Here is an 18,535-nt window from a genome sequence, read left to right as displayed (position 1 = left end):
AGATTATGACGGATTAATCAATTCTTCAATAATGCGATCGCGGTGTTCTCCTAATTGCGGAGCGGGACGCGAAGAGGTAAAACGCTGACCATCGATACGCACAGGACAACGTGTAGTCACAAAATCTTTTCCCAGTGCATGCACGGTTTGTTCCATCTCCAATGCTTTGTAAGCGTCGTGTTCGCGCATCTGTTGCCAGTTCAGCACTTCCATTGCCCAGAGGCCGCGTGCCTGCAACTTTTGTAACCAGTATGCGGTGGGTTTTGTTGCCAGTAGCGTGGCAATCTCCTGCTTGATACTGTCTCTTTCACTGAAAACCTGGTTGCCATTGAAACGCAGTAACGGCGGGTGTTCCAGCGCCTCTCCCATTACCTGGATATCCATCATGGCCAAAGCGAGATAACCATCTGCCGTGCGGTATAAACCATAGGGCGCACTCAATAAAGTATGCCCGTTGTTAACAGCACTTCTTTGCGGCTGACGACCATCCGCATAATAAGTGGTGAGTAATTCAAACTGAAAATCGAGTAAGGATTCCATCAGGCTTGCCTGTATCAGCGCGCCCTGGCCGTTCTTCTGCCGGCGGATGAGTGCTGCAAGAATACCCTGCACCAGTTGTGCACCACACAGAATATCGGCAATGGCAATACCAAAAGGCACCGGTTGCTGATCTGCGTCACCTGTAGTATAGGTGAGTCCTGTGAGTGACTGCAATAATAAATCCTGGCCGGGTTTATTTTTCCAGGGACCGGCGTTACCGTACCCGGAAATTTCTGCATAAATGAGCCGCGGGTTTAATGCAGACAATGCATCATACCCCAATCCTGTTTTTTCCATTACACCCGGACGGAAATTATGAATGAGCACATCAGCTTTTTGTATCAGCTTTTGTACCAGCGCCAGTTCTTCGGGATCTTTCAGGTTGGCGGTAAAACTTTCTTTGTTCCGGTTGATGGTATGGAAGAGCAGGGAATTGTCATCTGCCCATAAATTTTTAATGGCCAGTTTGCGGCCTGCGTCACCGGTACCGGGACGTTCTATTTTTATCACCCTTGCGCCAAGATCAGCCAGGCGGAGCCCCGCGGAGGGCGCCGACAAATACTGGCTGAACTCCAGTACAACAAGTCCATCTAAGGGTCGCGGGTTCATATTAATTGTTTCTCGGCTTTTAAACTTTCGCGGTAAATATTGTTGATCTTCTCCAATGCATCTGCAGGATTGCCGTTGTGCTGCAAACATTGCTGCAACGGATCGCCGGCGTGGTCCTGGAAATGCAGGTAACCATTGTAGCGCGGGCGGATATAACCCCGTTGCAACGTCGGCAATGTATTGGTGAAATAATCGTGGGTCAATTGATTGGCAAGCGGATCCTGCCATGCCAGCAAATGTCCGGGCTGGCCGCCGTGCTGTACATACATTGTCTGCTGGCAAAGCGGTGATACGGCCCACTGTGTAAAATCAAGCGCGGCTTCTTTATGCCTGCTGAAAGCGGAAACAGACAAGCCCGTGCCACCAACTGTTGTCAGCAAAGGCGTATTATCAAAGCTGACAACATCGGTATAATGCAGTAAATATTTTGCATAGCCCGTACGTGAATAATTGGAATACCCGTAGGCAAACGGGCAATACCATATTTCATTGGAGGAACTCATCCACTCGGCAACGGCAATGGGATTAAATTGAAAAAGACGGCGATCGATGACGCCGTATAATTCTTTCATGGTTTCGATGGCCTGTTTGCCAATGGCGGCGCTCACCACTTCGTCTTCGCGTTGAAAAGGTTTTTCTCCCAGGGCGATGCAGAAGGTGTAAAAATTCATCAGTATATCGATGGGAATAGCGGCAACGGCTACTTTTCCTTTTCTCGCCAGCGATAATACGTCCTCCCATTTTTGGGGAATATCTGTGCCGATCAGGTCGGCGCGGTAACTGGCAACGGGCGTTGCCGCATCAATAGCGAGGGCCCATTGACCACCGCCGTATGCATAACTGAGATGAGCGTAACCTACGGAATGCGCTTCCTGTTCGGCGAGATAGGCTTTTGAAAGATGTTGCGAAAGATCAAGCACGCAATTGGTTGCCGCCGCGCATCCTACCCAGGGGTGATCTATGATCAGCAGGTCATATTCTTCCGTCAATTTTTCTATGGGAAAATCGGCGAACTCCTGCAAGGTGCGCTTGCGCCAGGATATTTCCACATCGGGATGCAGTTCGTTGTACCGCTGTGCCAATGCCAGCAGCGGCGTAATGCCACGGCTGTGTCCCCAGGTAATTCCTTTTAACTGAATCCTACTCATGCGGCCGGTGAATTTTGTCGGCTGACCAGCAGTAAATGTTCGCACAACATTACGAGGTCACCATGTTGATTAAAACATTCCACGAGCTCGGTGACCAGTCCGTATGCGGGTTTTTTGTGATCTTTTTTATCCTTGATGGTAACGGTTACACGAATGGTATCGCCGATAAAAACGGGTTTAACGAAACGCAGGCGTTCGTAACCATAGGTCATGGATACTTCGTTGATGTGATCGGCGGTGAGGCCGACGGCCACGGTGAAGATCAATGTGCCATGGGCAATTCTTTTGCCGAATGGCTGGGTCTTGCACCATTCTTCATCCATGTGATGTGGAAAGAAATCGCCGGATTGGCCGGCATGCACAACAATATCTGTTTCGGTGATGGTACGGCCGGTGGTACGGCGCTGTTCACCCACTTCAAACGCTTCAAAATACTTTCGGACAAACATAGGTTAAGGTGCAGTCGTTTATCGGTTAATATGATCATGAAAAACAGGAGGCCCCTGTATGCCGGGAAAAGACATACCGCCCTGCTGATCGAGTAAACGAATGATACGTACGGGAAGAAACGCCGGATCGGCTGCCGAATTGACCGGAAGATGTCCGGCGATGGCGGGCATTTCAAATGGCAAATTGCTATCCCTGTGCATATTTTTCCTTTACAATCGTTAGTGACAAAAAGACGGAAAAGGGTCTCAAAACCAAAACTTTAAATTAGTCTGGTGCGCCAGGGTGTTCAATGGCAGGTTTTACTATCTTGATGGATTATTTTCCTGAGGAGTGAATAGCGATCATGAATCGTCATCCCGAAGCCTCGGGAGTGAAAGAAAGCGCGAATGGACTTGCCATCTGATTTCACGCAAAGGCGCAAAGAATTAGTTATTACTTACTACGACTGTAGCTTCGAGAAGCCGAAGTATCGGCCTCGGGCACCAAAGTCCTAAGCCTCAAACCTTACACCTTATACCTTACACCTTAGGCCGAAACTTCGGCCCGAAGTGTCGGGCCTTATGCCGTCTACCTCACTCCCCATTCCCATTGCAGAAAAACCGGCAAGGCCCGGCTCCAGGTAGGAATATCATGTTTGCCGTCGGCCATTTCTAAATAAAAAATATCTTTTTCGCGGTCATAGCCTTTATTCTCCAATTCGCGGATCAGGTCCTGCGTATCGTCGATGGAATCGATGATGCCATTGTTGTTGCGGTCCATCGTTTCATCCAATATGCCACATTGAAAGAAAAAGCGCTGGCCGGGATGGTAGGTGCCGGCGCGTATCACCTGGTGCATGATGCGGTGTTTGTCATCGCTGTAGACAGGGTCTTCCTGATCGACGCTGCGCCACCACAGCGACCCGGAGAACACACCCGCCGTGCTAAAAAGCTCGGGATGGTTCCATACTATGTCGAGCGCCGTAAGTCCGCCAAGCGAAAAACCAGCAAAGGCCCTCTCGCGGAATTTGTATACTTTATAGGTATCGCTGATAAACGGCAGCAATTCCTCAATTATAAAAGAGGTATAAAGAGCGGCTTTATTGCCCCGGTCGAGGTAGTCGGGGTAACCGGCAACGCCGTAATCGAATTTGCGGTCTTTGTCGGTATGAATGGCCGCGCACAGTACCGGTCTTATCGACTGCGAAGCGTAGCCTTCGTTGAAGATCGTTTTCAATCCAAGTTCTTCCGACTGCTGCCCGTCATTGAGTAGCAGCAGGCTCATGTTCTCGGGTTCCGCCACATTACGGGGAAGAAAGAAATCAATGGTCAGTTCTTTTCCAAGATAATCCGAATGAATAATATGTTGCTCTATCAGTACGCCGGAAACTTTTTCAGGTTGCATGGCGCCAAAAATAAGGAATTGATGCCTCCGATCAGTCAAAATGAATCGAATAGCACAGAAGCTTATTTGTTTTTTTGACGCTGAAAAAATATATTTGGAAAGCCCTTGACTACGCGCCCTTCGGGAGCGAAAAATATCTTACCAACTACCTTAAAACAATCTCATGAAGAAAATTGGAATTCTGCATGGCAAAGAACGTTCTTTCCCCGAAGCCTTCGTAGCACGTGTAAACAGTAAAAATATAGCAGGCATTACCGCCGAACCGGTTCGCATCGATAAAGCGATGCAGGGTGTGCACAGTGGTTACAGCGTGATCATTGACCGCATTTCACAGGATGTCCCCTTTTACCGCACCTGGCTGAAAAATGCCGCCGTTACGGGCACCGCCGTTATCAACAACCCTTTCTGGTGGAGTGCCGATGACAAATATTTCAACAACTGCCTGATGACGCAGGTGGGTGTGCCGGTTCCCAAAACCGCCATCATTCCTTCCCGCGACCTGCCGGATGATACCAGTAATGAATCTTTCAGCAACCTGGCTTACCCGCTCGACTGGGATTCCATTTTTAAATACGTCGGCTTCCCCGCTTACATGAAACCCTTTGCCGGCGGCGGCTGGAAACACGTTTACCGGCTCGACAGCGTGGATGATTTTTTCCAGAAACACAGCGAAACGGGTCAACTCGTAATGCTGCTGCAGGAAGAAATTGTTTTCGAAGAATATTACCGCTGCTATTGTATCGGCGGCAAACACGTTCGCATCATGCCTTATGAGCCGCGCAACCCGCATCATCTGCGTTATGTAGCCGACTTCTCTCCCACACCCGAGAAATTGCAGGAAATGACCGACATCGTATTGCGCATCAATCAATACCTCGGATATGATTTCAATACCGTAGAGTTGGCACTGCGGAACGGAGTGCCCTATGCCATCGACTTCTGCAACCCTGCACCGGATGCCGACAAAGCCAGCGTAGGTGAAGAGAACTTCGAATGGGTAGTGGAAACCGCTGCTAATTATGCCATCGAAAAAGCACAGACAGCAGAAGAAGGCAAAGACAACCTCACCTGGGGACAATACGTAAAACGTAGCAGCAATAAACTGTCGCTCGTTTAATCACAACAAACAACTGTTTGAAGAAAAACACAATACTTACCACCAATGGTGCTTAACTATAAAAGCTTTACCCTCGGCGTTGAAGAGGAATATATGGTCCTCGATCCGGTGACACGTGAGCTCAAAAGCCATGAACAGCGGATTGTGCATGAAGGACAAAAAGTGATCAAGGACAAAGTAAAAGCAGAAATGCACCAGGCCGTAGTGGAAGTGGGCACCGATATCTGCCAGGATGTGGACGAAGCCTACAAAGATGTGGCACTGCTCCGCAAAACCATTTCCGGTATCGCGGAGTCGCTGGACCTGAAGATGGGCGCATCGGGTACGCACCCTTTCAGCCATTGGGAAAGTCAGCTCATCACCGACCACATACGCTACAGCGAAATCGTGAATGAATTGCAGGAGGCGGCGCGCAGCAACCTCATTTTTGGTTTACACGTACACGTAGGAATGGAAACGCGGGAAATGGCCAATCACATTGCCAATTCCACCCGTTACTTCCTGCCGCATATCTATGCGCTCAGCACCAACTCCCCTTTCTGGGAAGGACGTACCACCGGGTATAAATCTTTCCGCACAAAAGTGTTTGATAAATTTCCCCGCACCGGTATTCCCGATGCATTCGAAAGCATTGAAGCGTACGACAACTACGTGAAGATGCTGATCAAAACGAATTGTATCGACAATGCGAAAAAGATCTGGTGGGACCTGCGCGTACATCCATTCTTCAACACCGTTGAGTTCCGCATCTGCGACATACCGATGACCGTGGACGAAACTATTTCCATGGCGGCACTGTTCCAGGCCGTGTGTGCACGCATCTATATGCTGCGGCACAAGAATCTCAACTTCATCCAGTATTCACGGCCGTTGATCAATGAAAACAAATGGCGCGCAAGCCGCTATGGCATCGACGGTTACCTGATCGACTTTGGTAAAGAAGAGGAAGTAAACACGCGCGCCCTGATCTATGAACTGCTCGACTTCATCGATCCGGTGCTGGACCATCTCGGCAGCCGTCATCGCGTGGAAAATGTACATAAGATCCTCGAAAACGGCACCGGCGCCGACAGGCAACTGGCCGTATTTGAAGAAACACGCAACCTGTCGTCAGTAGTGGATTATATCACAGATAACTTTCTGGAAGGCCTCTGAAAAATGGGTATTCTGTACCTTTGAGGAACAATACCGCAATTATGTCCCTTACCAATATTGAATTCAAGGCCCGGGTAAACGATACCACTGTTCACGAAACCAAACTGCAAACACTCGCTCCGCGTTTTGCCGGTGAAGACCTGCAAAAGGATACCTATTACAACGTAACAACGGGGCGACTCAAACTGCGCGAAGGCAATATTGAAAATGCCCTCATCTGGTATGACCGCCCGGATGAAGCCGGCGCCAAACAGGCGAACATCCTGTTGTACAAACATCAGCCCGACGAATCGCTGAAAGCCATCCTGGAAAAAGTACACGGCATCAAGGTGATCGTGGAGAAGCGCCGCCGTATTTATTTCGTGGAAAATGTGAAGTTTCATTTCGATACTGTAAACGGGCTCGGCACCTTCATCGAGGCGGAAGCCATTGACCAGGACGGATCGATTGGCGTTGACAAACTGAAAGCACAATGCGATCATTACATCAGCTTTTTCGGCATACAACCCGAAGATCATATCCGTGTTTCTTACAGTGACCTGCTGCTGCAACAAACAACCGCCTGATGTTGTCGCCTCTTCCGGATATACGTACGCTCTTCCGTCCGCTGCAACCAACCACGCGCGGATCGGAAGGACAGGTATTGTATCGTGAAGTGCTTCCCCACAAGGACCTGCAAAATTGGATTTATTGCTATTGGGAATTAAAAACCCTTGCACCACTTGACACTGCCTTTCACTATCGCGTGGTAGCCGATGGCTGCATGGATATTTTCTTTGAAACGGCGCACCCGGACCAACCCTATATCATGGGATTTTCGAGCAGCTATACCGAATTCCCCCTGCCGGATGTGTTTCATTATATCGGTGTGCGGTTTCTGCCGGGTGCGTTCCCGCTTTTATATGGCATCAAAGCGGCAGCGCTGACCAACCGTTTTGAAGCACTGGAAAATGTGGTGCCTGCGTTGAGCAAAAGCATTGCTTTGATCAATGCAATAACGGCCGGCCTCGATGACGTTTCCTCCATTTTTGATAAACTGTTTCTTACAGCATTGGCCCATCCGGCGCGGCAGCCCGATAACCGTTTTTATGAAGCCGTTCACCTCATTTTGCGTGCGCAGGGAACAGCCTCCCTCAACCAGGATCTGGGCACCGGCGTCAGCCCCCGTCAACTAAGAAGATTATTTGATGAATACATTGGCGACAGTCCAAAAACATTCAGTAAGATCGTACGCTTTCAACATATTCTCCAGGCAAAACCATCCGCTGAAAGTCTTCGGAAAAACAAGATTTTCTTTACTGCCGGCTACTACGACCAGGCACACTTCATCAAGGAATTCAAAACGCTGTTCGGTAATACACCGGCCGCCGCGTTCCGTTGATTTGTCCTTTTTTTACAAGGTTCCGGCCTGCACTTATCCCAACTTTGTATCGTCAAACCGCGGGATTCTTTTCAAAAAATAAACTCAGTTGTTATGAAACTCAATGCAGGCATCATCACGCCCCATCTGACAGAAACGGAAAAATTTTACACGGAACAATTAGGTTTTGGAGTGCGCTTTAAAAACGAATGGTATTTATTGTTACATACGCCGGACGGCAGCCAGGACCTTGCATTTCTCCAACCGGAGCTGGACAACCAGGCGTCGATATTCCGGCCGGCCTTCCAGGGGCAGGGTGTATTTCTTACCATCGAAGTGGCAGACGTACATGAGTTGTATGCTACGCTGAAAGGCCGTGGCCTGCCGATGGCAATCGACATCAGACAAGAAGCCTGGGGCGATACGCATTTTGCGATCGTTGACCCTAACGGCATCGGCATCGATTTCGTGCACTATGAAGCCCCGCCGGAAAGCTGATGCAACTTGTAACCGCAGCAGGCCGTCTGGTCCGGACAAAACCATGCTATGAACCGGATCAACTGCCTGCTGTTTTTGCTTTTGGTGACGCAGCTATCAAACGCACAACCGGCTATTCCTGCCGACAGTACCATTGCAAAATATTTCACCCGTGGTGCTGAGCTACACAGCATCTTTTCACCCGAATGGGGCGACTGGATCGATAAAGGGTTAAAAGAAAATCCACGCATCGGGTATCTCTGGCAGATGCGGGCGATGCCTTATTTCAAACAAAGAAAATATGAAGCCGGCATGGCTTACCTCGACAAAGGCGTTGAATGTGATACTACGCTACTGCCCTATCGCGCCTTTATCAAATGCATTTTTGCCAAAACCTATGAAGCCGCATTGTCAGACTTCGCCCTTAGCCGGAAGAAATGGGGCAACAGCAGCGTGATGGATCACGGTTTTGATTTCTACTCCGGGCTCTGCTACCTGCAACTAAACCACTTCAGGGAAGCGCTGGCATTATTTCAAAAGCAAACCAACCCCTCGGGTCCGTCGCAACATCAACTGGAACTGTTTTATCTCGGTATTGCTTATTACGAACTGCAACAATACAACGATGCCATCAAAGCATTTGACCGCAGCCTGGCGGTCTATCCGCGTTTCTCCGACGCCAAATATTTCAAAGGAAAATGTTTATTGTTATTGAATCGCGAAGAAGAAGGCCTTCTCCTTATCCGCGAGGCAAAGCAGGACTTCCTGGACGGCTATACGGTTAATGAAGACAACTCATTTTACGAGCCTTATCCTTACCAGGTAAACTGGAAGCTGGTGCATATCCGCTGATCAGTAACTTTGCCGCATGAGCGCAACTGTTATACGCCCCATTGAGCAAAGAGATAATCCTGTCATTGCCCGCATCGTCCGCGATACGCTGAAAGAATTCGGCGCCAATCACCCCGGTACAGTTTATTATGATGCGAGCACGGATTCGTTGTATGAATTGTTCCGCCAGTCCGGTTCCTGTTATTTTATAGTGGAAGAAAATGATATCGTGTTGGGTGGTGCGGGATTACTTCCCACAGAAGGACTGCCGGACAAAACTTGTGAACTGGTAAAAATGTATTTGCTGCCGGAGGGCCGCGGCAAAGGAATTGGTAAAAAACTGATTCAACATTGCCTCGCCACTGCTAAGGAAATGGGCTATGAAAAAATCTATCTCGAAACGATGCCCGAACTCACCAATGCCCTGGGATTATATGAAAAAACGGGGTTCCGTTACCTGGAAGCCCCGTTGGGTAATAGTGGTCATTTTGGTTGCAGTCACTGGATGATCCGCGACTTGTAACGGGTCAGAAGCGATAAGCAGCGCTGAGGCAGATCGTGTGAAACTTCAGGTTGCCGCCGCCGACTTCAACTGTGTTCAGTTTTGAAATGCTGAAAGAATAACGGATACCGGCACTCAAACCATCGATGGGCAGATTATAGCCGACACCAACCGGAAAGCGGATATCTGTTTTTTTATAATATTGCTTGATATCTTCTGCGTCCTGACTGCCGTAAGATTCTTTGGCAGCAACCAGAAAACCGATCTGTGGTCCGGCCTCTGCATAAAGCCCTTTGAAGATAGCATACTGCGCCAGGATGGGCAGATGCACAAAGCTCATATTAATGTGGCCTTTTGCATCGGTGCTGATGCGCTTTTCAGAAGTACTTTCCAGGGAATAGAACAATTCGGCCTGTACCGAAAGTTTCTCCATCACTTTGTAATTTACTACGCCACCTATGGCAAAGCCGGGCCGGAAGCCGGTTTTAAAATCATCGTCCGTAAAAGAAAGTTTGGAAATATTCAATCCCAGTTTGGGACCGAAACTTACTTGTGCATCAGCAGAAGCTGACAAGATAGTCAGCAGCAGAATAAAGACATACTTTTTCATGTCACCCGTTTTTTGATTAGGAATGACGTAAAAGTAACCGGGGGATAATGGATGTGAAATACCGAATTTGTAGTAGGCTGGGTGAATGGTCAATAGTGAATGGTCAATAGTGAATGGTGAATCGACTTTGGGTCTTCATTAGTTTGCGCACTTTGTGTGAAAAGCGTTATCAACAGCTTAAACATATAGCGGCTGTTACCCCGACAGGCCGAAGCATCGGGCCTTACACCTTATGTATTATGCCACACTCACCACCTCGTACACCGGACTAAACAAATACTGCTTGCCCGTGCCTACCTCTTCGCACTTGAAACGTTTGCGCAAACGCGGGCCTTTGCGGAAAATGCGACCATCGGTGGTGCGGAACAAAGTGCCGTCTGCCAGTTCTTCCACCAGTTTTACTTCCGCCGGCCGCTGATCATAACGACGTAACACGCGTAGCAGGCCCTCTTCTGCACAACTCGAGGCAGCAGGATTACGCAATGTCTGCTGCAACTCCGACGCAATGTCGTCCGGAAATACTTTGTGTTCGAGAAACTGATGGAGCAACTGACCGTAAATGGCTTTCCATTCTTTGCCATGCGCCATCACACGGTTGCTGAATTGTTCGAATGTCAGCAGGTGTGCGAGCTCGTGCAATAAGGTTACGAGAAATGCATACTTGTTGAGCGTACCATTTACGCTGATACGGTGCGTATCCTGCCGCGTACGATGGCGGTAATCGCCCAAAATGGATTTCCGTTCGCGCGTCACGGTGAGATGAACCTTGTACTGATTGAGATAAGCCAGTACAGGTGCATAGGTGTTGTCCGGAAGGAACCGTTCTAGTGTATTGATCGGAACGTCTTTCTTAGGCATTCTTTTTTTGCTTCAACAGGCGCTGCAAAGAAGTGATTTCAATAAAAGTATAGACGAAATAAAAAAGAAGACTGCCGAAGAGTCCGTATTTATTCAGTTGGTCGCCGGAGGCAATAATATATACCCCGGCCGCAATGGCGCATACAAACAGGCGAAGTACAAAACCCGCGTATACGGCACGTGTGAATGCGTGGGGATTGGTATTGCCCAGTGCTTTACGCGCCATGGCGCCGGTAGCAACCGATACCAGGAAAAGAATCAGGTTGCCGCCCAGCAATACCCTGTAGTCTACATCCGCTTTCTCCAAAGGTTGCTGCGCAAGCAGAATGCCTGCCGTGATTACAACAAATATCAATACGGGGATCTTGAAGTGGCCGAAGCCTTTGGTTTCACTCATCTTTGTTCTTTCGTTTCGACGTTTCCCTGATCACCCGGTAAAAAGTCATGATCAGGACAAGCAAAGGTAAGGTAAGCGTCAGGAACGGCGACATATTGAAACGTTTGTCCAGCTCCATCCCGCCCCAGAGGGCCAATGCAAGCAACACCAGGAGCTGCATACCCAGCCCCAGGTAATTCATCCAGTTGGGAACACGTTTATTTGGCAAGTGCAGGAAGTTCTTTATTGGCCATTTCCACTACATTATTACCCATGTGGCAATGCCCGTTGAATGTGGCAGTCGGCTCTACCTGTAATTTGCCGGCATAAAGGTTACCGGTTACTACACAGTCGCCGCGCAGTTGCAGCAATTCCTTGGCGCGGATATTACCGGATACCTTGCCGACGATATCGGCCTGGTTACCCGTTATATCTCCTTCCACTTCTCCGTTGGCACCGATCACCACGCGCGCAGTGCTCTGGATATTGCCAACCACTTTACCATCGATGCGGAGATCGCTGGTGCTGCTGATATCGCCTTTGAAAGTGGTGCCGGCACTTACCAGCGTAGCGCCCCCGGAAATGCTTTTTTCCTGCATGTCGGTTTTTTTGGGGTTATTGAACATAGTTATCTTGGATTAAATGAAGGATCAGTCATCGCTGAATTCATCCTTTGGCAGTTCCAGCGTGGTGGTATCCCGGCTTACCGGAATATCACCGCGAAGCACCATGCGGATGTTTTCAAGGTATTTTTCCTGGTAGCCCATCTGGCGGCTCACCGAATCCACCCCGATCTTTACCTCCCGCAGTTCGCGGCCGGAAGATTGCTGGCTCGCCGCTCCCGGTATATAATAACGCAACGGCGTAAAGATGATCAGCGCCACCGTAAGGCCCACGAGCAACACAAAAACTGTGCTCAACCCCACATATACGCTGAATCTGGACAACTTAAACGTCACCACCTCCTCATACGTATCATCATTCATCACCACCATCCGGTAACGGTTGCGCAGCCGCTTGAGCGTAGATCCGGGATCCAGTTTTGCCATAATCAGGAATTATTAACTCGGATAAAAATAAGCAATCCCGCTTTGTGGAAGAGTAATTCAAAATTAAAATGTCAAAATTCAAAAAAGGCTGGCCCCGCCAGGTAACCGGCTTTCGTCTTTTCCCCGTCGATCCGTGATTATCAAAGCCTTCGGCAAATGCCACAGTTCGGCAAAAAAAATTGCCCTATTTTTATACTAAATTGTTTGAATTTCAGTTATTAAGAACTTAGTTTGCGCCGGCCAATGCGAGTCCAAAGAAATACTGCTTCCCTGGGTTTTAGTCTTATTCTGTGCCTGTTCCTCGTACCATGTTTCGGGCAGATGGGCATTTCCTACCAGTTTGCCAAGCCCAAAGAATACGAAAACCGCGAACTCGCATCCGAAAAGTCCACCGACAAAAAGATTCCCGGCTTCCGCCGCTTCACCCAGAACACCGTTACCCATTACAACTGGTATTTCAACGCCAATAACAAACTCAACGAGATCATCGACCGCGCCAAACAGGCTTACCGCGACGATTACTCTCAGTTACTCTCTTTTTACAACTATTCTTTAGAAACCACAGCCGCCGACAGCACGCAACTCGATTCGGTGAGCTATAAAACACAGACCGGCATCGCCATCCATGACCTCCGCAACGACTGGATCGACAATATGTATTTATTATGGGGGGCCACTTACTACCTGAAGCAACAGCACGACTCGGCCTACCTGATGTTCCAGTTCATTAACTATGCTTTTGCTCCCCGCGAAAAAGACGGTTATTATAAAACCATCGGCAGCCGCATCGATGGCAACGCGGCCAACAGCATTAGCACCAAAGAGAAAAGAAACGTACTGAAAAAAGTTTTCTCCGAACCACCCAGCCGCAACGACGCTTTCATCTGGCAGATCCGCAACCACCTGATGATGGACCAGTTTGCCGAAGCATCCAGCCTCATTGTTGTATTGAGAGATGATCCGCAGTTTCCTTCACGTCTTCGCAGCGACCTCGAAGAAGTGCAGGCATTTATGTTTTATAAACAAAACAATTGGGACAGTGCCGCCGTACACCTGGTGCAGGCGCTGGACAATGCCACCAACAGACAGGAAAGAGCCCGCTGGGAATACCTCGCCGGTCAGTTATTCGAGATGAGCAACAACTACGCTGACGCGGAAAAATATTATGGCAAAGCCATCAGCCACGCCAATGATCCCATTCTCGAAATCTATGCACGCCTGTCCAGCATCCGCGTAAACAAAGACGGCGGAGAAAATTATATCGAGAAAAATATTTCCACCCTGCTCAAAATGGCACGCCGCGATAAATACGCCGATTATCGCGACATCATTTATTATATGGCTGCGCAAATGGAACTCGAGCGCGACAATACCGATGCAGCACTTGCACTTTTACTGAAAAGTACCCGTTATGCCTCCAACAACGCATCACAACGCAACCGCGCTTTTCTTCAACTGGCAGAACTCTCTTTCCAGAAACGCGTTTACCGCGATGCACACCGTTTTTACGACAGCCTCAACATGAGCGACCCGGCATTGAAAGATCCCGATCTCATTACCGCACGTAAAACCATTCTCGGTAAAATCGTAACCAACCTCGACATTATCGAACGCCAGGATAGCCTGCAACATATCGCCGCACTTCCGGAAGACGAACGCAAAGAACTCGTGCGCAAACTTGCCCGTCAGCTTCGCAAAGCACAAGGGCTGAAAGACGAAGGCACCATCACTACCGGCATTCCATTACCCGGCAATAACCAGGCACCGCCCCTATTCGGCGGCAATACGCAGAAAGGAGATTGGTATTTCTACAATTCCACGTTACGCCAGAAAGGAGAGAATGATTTCCGTACACGCTGGGGCAAACGTCCCAACGTAGACAACTGGCGCCGGAGCGCATCGCTCATGAACCAGATTCAGAACAACAACAATCTGCTGGCACCCGATCCTTCCAATCCAAACCAGGATCTTTCAACCGGTGGTGGCGAAAGCACTTACGATATACTTTATAACCGGCTGCCCCTGACCCCGGAAAGCCTGCAGAAGTCCAACGACTCCCTGCAAACCGCTCAATACGAACTGGGCAAAATTTATATCCAGGATCTGGAAGATTGCCCCGCCGGAACCGAAACGCTGGAAGCCGTCCGCACACGCTTCCCGCAACATCCGCAGATGGAAGACATTTTGTTCAACCTCTATTATTGCTACCAGCGTAATGGAGAAATGGCCAAAGCCACTGCGGTGAAAAATCAGTTGTCACAACAATTTCCCAATAGCAACCTGACGGCGATCGTAACCACCGGAAAAAATCCGAAAGACCAGAAATCGAATACTGCTGCCACACGCACCTACGAAGAAATTTACGACCTCTTCATTGAAGGACAATTCCAGGAAGCCGTTGCCCGCAAGAAAGCTGCGGACAGCATTTATGGCAACAGCTACTGGACACCTCAGCTGCTCTACATCGAAGCCGTCTATTATATCCGTCAACGCGAAGACAGTGTGGCCAAAGGCGTACTGAATAATATCATATCACGTTTCGATCAGACTCCCATGGCCGCCAAAGCCACCAACCTGCTCAACGTGTTGAACCGCCGTGCCGAAATCGAGGAAGAACTCCGCAACCTCGTGATTGAAAGACCTGCGGAAGACCGCAACGCCGTTGTTACACAGCCGCCTGTAGCTGTTGTACCCAAACCTCAACCTCCGGTAGTAAAAGATACGGTTGCCGCCAAACCACCGGTTGTGGTAACGCCGCCTCCTGCTAAAGACACAGTTGCCGCCAAACCACCCGTAATAAAAGATACCGTGGCCGCGAAGCCTCCTGTAGTTGTACCACCTGTAAAAGACACGGTGGTAACCAAACCTGTCGATTCACTCATTACCAAAGCGCCGCCCATACCCGCACCTGATACGGTAGCCGTTACACCGGTTCCCAAGGATACTGTGGCGGTTAAGCCACCGGTGACCGCACCAGTAACTCCGCGCCCCGATACCGTGGTAAAAGCTCCTGTGCCGAAGCCTGCGGCACCTCCGGTAGATCCGAATGCCTTTAACTACAACGCCGATGTACCGCATTATGTAGTGGTGGTGCTGAATAAAGTAGACCCGGTATTCATCCGCGAAGCGCAGAATGCATTCAACCTGCACAACCAGCAGAACTACCGCAGCAAGACGCTCACCTCCGAATTGGTGACGATCGATGCGGACAACCGCCTGCTGCTGATGAGTCCGTTTAAAAATGCGGAAGAAGCGTTGGAATATGTGAGCGTGAACCAGCCCAAAACGAGCACACAGATCGTTCCGTGGCTGAAAGGTGGCAAGTACAGCTTCCTGATCATCAGCCAGGCCAACCTTGAACTGCTGAAAACCAACAAAGAACTTGGAAAATACCAGCAATTCCTCCAGAACAAACTGCCTGGCAAATTCTGATGTTTTTTGGGAAAAAATTAAACCCGGTACGCTCAATCCGCGGCTGGGTTTTTGCTAATTTCGAACGGTTTGCATGAACCTGCTATGTTCATGCCCCTAAAAACGGAAACGAATGAAAAAATCAGTCCGCATTTTCTGGCGCATTTTCCTTTTTGGCTTCCTCGGCTTTGTGCTGCTCGTGCTGATGGCCAACTTCGGTGTCTTCGGAGAAATGCCTTCCATGAAAGAATTGGAAAATCCTTCCATCCTGCAATCATCCGAAGTATATGCTGAAGATGGAACGCTGATGGGAAAATATTATCTGCCGGAAGGGAACCGCAGCGTGGTGAAATACCGCGACATTTCCCCGCATGTGGTCAACGCCCTCATTGCCACCGAGGACAAGCGCTTCTATGATCACTCCGGCATCGACCTGAAAGGAACCATGCGCGCCGTGCTGCTACTGGGCAGTAAAGGTGGTGGCAGCACCATCACGCAGCAATTGGCACTCGCTCTCTTCAACCGGCGTGCCACCAACAAGGCACAACGTATGATGCAGAAGCTGAAAGAATGGATCATTTCCGTAAAACTGGAACGCAACTTTACCAAAGAAGAGATCATTGCTTTATACCTGAATGCCGTTCCTTTTTCTGATAATGTGTTCGGTATCCGCAATGCATCCCGTACTTTTTTCCAGAAAGAGCCCGATGTGCTCACTGTTGAAGAAGCCGCTTTGCTGGTAGGCATGATCAACGGTCCCGGCGTCTACAACCCGCGACGCAATCCTGTCCCTGCCCGCGATCGCCGCAACCTGGTGTTAACACGCATGGAAGAGAACGGAAATATTACGGCTGCCGAAGCCACCCGCTACCGCGCCATGCCTATCAAACTGAATTACCGCAAGCTGGATGAAAACACCGGTTATGCTCCTTACTTCCGCGAAATACTGCGCGAAGAAGTAAAGAACGAATTGAAGAAACTGAAAAAGCCGGATGGCGGCTCTTATAATATTTATGAAGACGGATTGAAGATCTATACCACCATCAATCCGCGTATGCAGGAATACGCCGAAGAAGCGATGGCTTCGCAGGTGCCCAACCTGCAAAAAGCACTACTGGCACAAAGCAAAATCAAAAATGGTTCGATCTGGAAAGACCACGAGAACGTACTCGAACGGGAAATGAAACGCAGCGATCGATGGAAAAACGGTGTGGAAGACAACTTGAGCGACAAAGAGATCAAAGCAAGCTTCTTTGTAAAGACGCCCATGAAAGTATTTGCCTGGAATAAACAGTGGGAAAAAGATACAGTGATGACGCCTTACGACTCCATTAAATACCACCGTACCATGGTGCAGTCGGCCTTCATGGTAATGGACCCTGTAACAGGTGAGGTAAAAGCATGGGTGGGCGGCATCAACTTCAAAACCTATAAACTCGACCACGCCAACCTCAACACCAAACGCCAGGTTGGTTCGTCAATAAAGCCGCTGCTGTATACACAGGCAATGGAAGAACGCGGCTTCACGCCGGAAACGGAGGTGGTGGATCAGCAGCAATCATTTGGCAATGGTCAACTGGTGCCGGCAACAAGCCGCTCCTGCTCCGGCCGCACGATGACGATGGCCAACGCACTGGCATGGTCGAAAAACTGTGCTACGGCTTATATCATGAAGCAGGTGGGAGTAAAAGAATTTACCGATTTCATAGCACGGTTGAATATCCCCACAAAAGTAGAAGCTTTCCCCTCTATCGCACTCGGTTCCTGCGAACTTTCACTTTTCGAAATGATGTGGGGTTATACCATTTTTGCAGGAAGAGGTTTTTCAACCAGGCCTTATTTCATCAGCCGTATTGAAGACCGCAATGGCAATGTGATCAAACGCTTTGATTACAGTGCCAACCGCAAGGAAGTGATCAGTGAGATCACGGCTTATAAAATGGCCCGCATGATGCAGGGAACCGTAGACAAAGGTACCGCAGCAGGATTGCGCGGACGCCTCGGTGCCGCTGAAATGGCCGGCAAAACCGGTACGACCAACGACAACTCTGATGCATGGTTCATGGGTTATACGCCGCAGTTGCTCGGTGGCGTATGGGTTGGTTGCGATGACCGTTTCATCCGCAACGAAGGCAGCGGCGGTTTTGGTGGCGCAGCCGCAAGACCTATCTGGGAAAACTTCTTCAAAAAAGTATACGCCGACAAAAAACTCGGTATCGAACGCGACGCCAAATTTGTACAGCCGGCACAAATGGACAACGAAATGTTCAGTGCGGATGCCCTGCAGATCGACTCGGATATTGAGCCGGGCGCGCAGCAGGAAGACGTGGGCGTAGGTACAGAAGAAGGATATGACCTTCCGGCCGAATCGCGTCCGTTCCAGGATCCGGATGCGCCTGTTACTACACCTAAAAAAGACAGTACGCAGAAAAAAGATTCGAAAAAAGACCCGAACAACAAACCAATCGGTTCCGCAGCCGATGAGCCCCGGAAGAAAAAAGGGCTTTTCAAGAAACTATTTGGTAAAAAAGAGAACTAAAGCACTCCTCTTCAATAGCTTAGCCCCGGCAGTTTGCCGGGGCTTTTTGCTGACAAAACCTTACCTTTGCAACGCTTTTTTGGAAAGCGTCTGCCCCGGGCATGAGCGGGGCCTCACCTA

General features: G+C 49.3%; 20 protein-coding genes. 9 read left to right on the top strand and 11 right to left on the bottom strand.

Going from position 1 to position 18,535, the window contains the following annotated elements; all coding sequences use genetic code 11:
* Positions 1–3: 3 nt before the first annotated feature.
* The 5 genes from H608_RS0116210 to H608_RS0116190 all read right to left on the bottom strand — a co-directional run bounded on the left by H608_RS0116210 (position 4) and on the right by H608_RS0116190 (position 4,130).
* Positions 4–1,149, bottom strand: a complete 1,146-nt coding sequence (locus H608_RS0116210) for a CaiB/BaiF CoA transferase family protein (protein ID WP_028788600.1) — start codon at positions 1,147–1,149, stop codon at positions 4–6.
* Positions 1,146–2,297, bottom strand: a complete 1,152-nt coding sequence (locus H608_RS0116205) for an ABC transporter substrate-binding protein (RefSeq protein WP_028788599.1) — start codon at positions 2,295–2,297, stop codon at positions 1,146–1,148. The genes H608_RS0116210 and H608_RS0116205 overlap by 4 nt, the downstream gene beginning before the upstream one ends.
* Complete coding sequence (locus H608_RS0116200) at positions 2,294–2,746, bottom strand: MaoC family dehydratase (RefSeq protein ID WP_028788598.1); 453 nt, start codon at positions 2,744–2,746, stop codon at positions 2,294–2,296. The genes H608_RS0116205 and H608_RS0116200 overlap by 4 nt, the downstream gene beginning before the upstream one ends.
* A gap of 18 nt (positions 2,747–2,764) precedes the next feature.
* Positions 2,765–2,947, bottom strand: coding sequence for a hypothetical protein (locus H608_RS24450; RefSeq protein ID WP_155990209.1), 183 nt, complete (start codon positions 2,945–2,947; stop codon positions 2,765–2,767).
* 367 nt (positions 2,948–3,314) lie between these two features.
* Positions 3,315–4,130: an alpha/beta hydrolase gene (locus H608_RS0116190; RefSeq protein WP_028788597.1), complete on the bottom strand. Its 816-nt coding sequence runs from the start codon at positions 4,128–4,130 to the stop codon at positions 3,315–3,317.
* A 163-nt stretch (positions 4,131–4,293) separates the two neighbouring features.
* Here H608_RS0116190 and H608_RS0116175 point away from each other — a divergent pair, with 163 nt between their 5' ends.
* The 7 genes from H608_RS0116175 to H608_RS0116145 all read left to right on the top strand — a co-directional run bounded on the left by H608_RS0116175 (position 4,294) and on the right by H608_RS0116145 (position 9,593).
* Entirely contained in the window at positions 4,294–5,247 is a 954-nt protein-coding gene (locus tag H608_RS0116175) for an ATP-grasp domain-containing protein (protein WP_028788596.1), read from the top strand.
* A 45-nt stretch (positions 5,248–5,292) separates the two neighbouring features.
* Positions 5,293–6,402 (top strand): carboxylate-amine ligase, encoded by a 1,110-nt coding sequence (locus H608_RS0116170; RefSeq protein WP_028788595.1) that lies wholly within the window; start codon positions 5,293–5,295, stop codon positions 6,400–6,402.
* Between the two features lie 41 nt (positions 6,403–6,443).
* A complete protein-coding gene (gene cyaB / locus H608_RS0116165) occupies positions 6,444–6,968 on the top strand; it encodes a class IV adenylate cyclase (protein ID WP_028788594.1) in 525 nt (174 codons plus the stop codon).
* Positions 6,968–7,783: an AraC family transcriptional regulator gene (locus H608_RS0116160; protein ID WP_028788593.1), complete on the top strand. Its 816-nt coding sequence runs from the start codon at positions 6,968–6,970 to the stop codon at positions 7,781–7,783. Before cyaB ends, H608_RS0116160 begins: the two co-directional genes overlap by 1 nt.
* A gap of 93 nt (positions 7,784–7,876) precedes the next feature.
* Positions 7,877–8,260 (top strand): VOC family protein, encoded by a 384-nt coding sequence (locus tag H608_RS0116155; RefSeq protein WP_028788592.1) that lies wholly within the window; start codon positions 7,877–7,879, stop codon positions 8,258–8,260.
* A 48-nt stretch (positions 8,261–8,308) separates the two neighbouring features.
* Complete coding sequence (locus tag H608_RS22665; protein WP_038008706.1) at positions 8,309–9,091, top strand: tetratricopeptide repeat protein; 783 nt, start codon at positions 8,309–8,311, stop codon at positions 9,089–9,091.
* A 16-nt stretch (positions 9,092–9,107) separates the two neighbouring features.
* Positions 9,108–9,593, top strand: a complete 486-nt coding sequence (locus tag H608_RS0116145; protein WP_028788591.1) for a GNAT family N-acetyltransferase — start codon at positions 9,108–9,110, stop codon at positions 9,591–9,593.
* Positions 9,594–9,597: 4 nt separating this feature from the next.
* Here H608_RS0116145 and H608_RS0116140 read toward each other — a convergent pair whose 3' ends face one another.
* The 6 genes from H608_RS0116140 to H608_RS0116115 form a co-directional block, all read right to left on the bottom strand.
* A complete protein-coding gene (locus tag H608_RS0116140; RefSeq protein ID WP_028788590.1) occupies positions 9,598–10,182 on the bottom strand; it encodes a porin family protein in 585 nt (194 codons plus the stop codon).
* 237 nt (positions 10,183–10,419) lie between these two features.
* Positions 10,420–11,040: a SprT-like domain-containing protein gene (locus H608_RS0116135; RefSeq protein WP_028788589.1), complete on the bottom strand. Its 621-nt coding sequence runs from the start codon at positions 11,038–11,040 to the stop codon at positions 10,420–10,422.
* Positions 11,033–11,437 carry a hypothetical protein gene (locus H608_RS0116130; RefSeq protein WP_028788588.1) on the bottom strand — a complete coding sequence of 135 codons (405 nt, stop codon included), beginning with the start codon at positions 11,435–11,437 and terminating at the stop codon, positions 11,033–11,035. Before H608_RS0116130 ends, H608_RS0116135 begins: the two co-directional genes overlap by 8 nt.
* Positions 11,430–11,645 (bottom strand): AtpZ/AtpI family protein, encoded by a 216-nt coding sequence (locus H608_RS0116125; protein WP_155990208.1) that lies wholly within the window; start codon positions 11,643–11,645, stop codon positions 11,430–11,432. Before H608_RS0116125 ends, H608_RS0116130 begins: the two co-directional genes overlap by 8 nt.
* Positions 11,635–12,042 carry a bactofilin family protein gene (locus H608_RS22660; protein ID WP_051268383.1) on the bottom strand — a complete coding sequence of 136 codons (408 nt, stop codon included), beginning with the start codon at positions 12,040–12,042 and terminating at the stop codon, positions 11,635–11,637. The genes H608_RS0116125 and H608_RS22660 overlap by 11 nt, the downstream gene beginning before the upstream one ends.
* A gap of 24 nt (positions 12,043–12,066) precedes the next feature.
* Positions 12,067–12,465 (bottom strand): hypothetical protein, encoded by a 399-nt coding sequence (locus H608_RS0116115; RefSeq protein WP_028788586.1) that lies wholly within the window; start codon positions 12,463–12,465, stop codon positions 12,067–12,069.
* 243 nt (positions 12,466–12,708) lie between these two features.
* Here H608_RS0116115 and porW point away from each other — a divergent pair, with 243 nt between their 5' ends.
* Entirely contained in the window at positions 12,709–15,897 is a 3,189-nt protein-coding gene (porW, locus tag H608_RS0116110) for a type IX secretion system periplasmic lipoprotein PorW/SprE (protein WP_155990207.1), read from the top strand.
* A gap of 112 nt (positions 15,898–16,009) precedes the next feature.
* Complete coding sequence (locus tag H608_RS0116105) at positions 16,010–18,415, top strand: penicillin-binding protein 1A (RefSeq protein ID WP_028788584.1); 2,406 nt, start codon at positions 16,010–16,012, stop codon at positions 18,413–18,415.
* Positions 18,416–18,535 lie beyond the last annotated feature (120 nt).

This window comes from Terrimonas ferruginea DSM 30193 (assembly GCF_000425585.1).
Lineage (GTDB): Bacteria > Bacteroidota > Bacteroidia > Chitinophagales > Chitinophagaceae > Terrimonas > Terrimonas ferruginea.
Note: the sequence above shows the minus strand (reverse complement) of the source record. Positions and strands in the feature narration are given on the sequence as shown.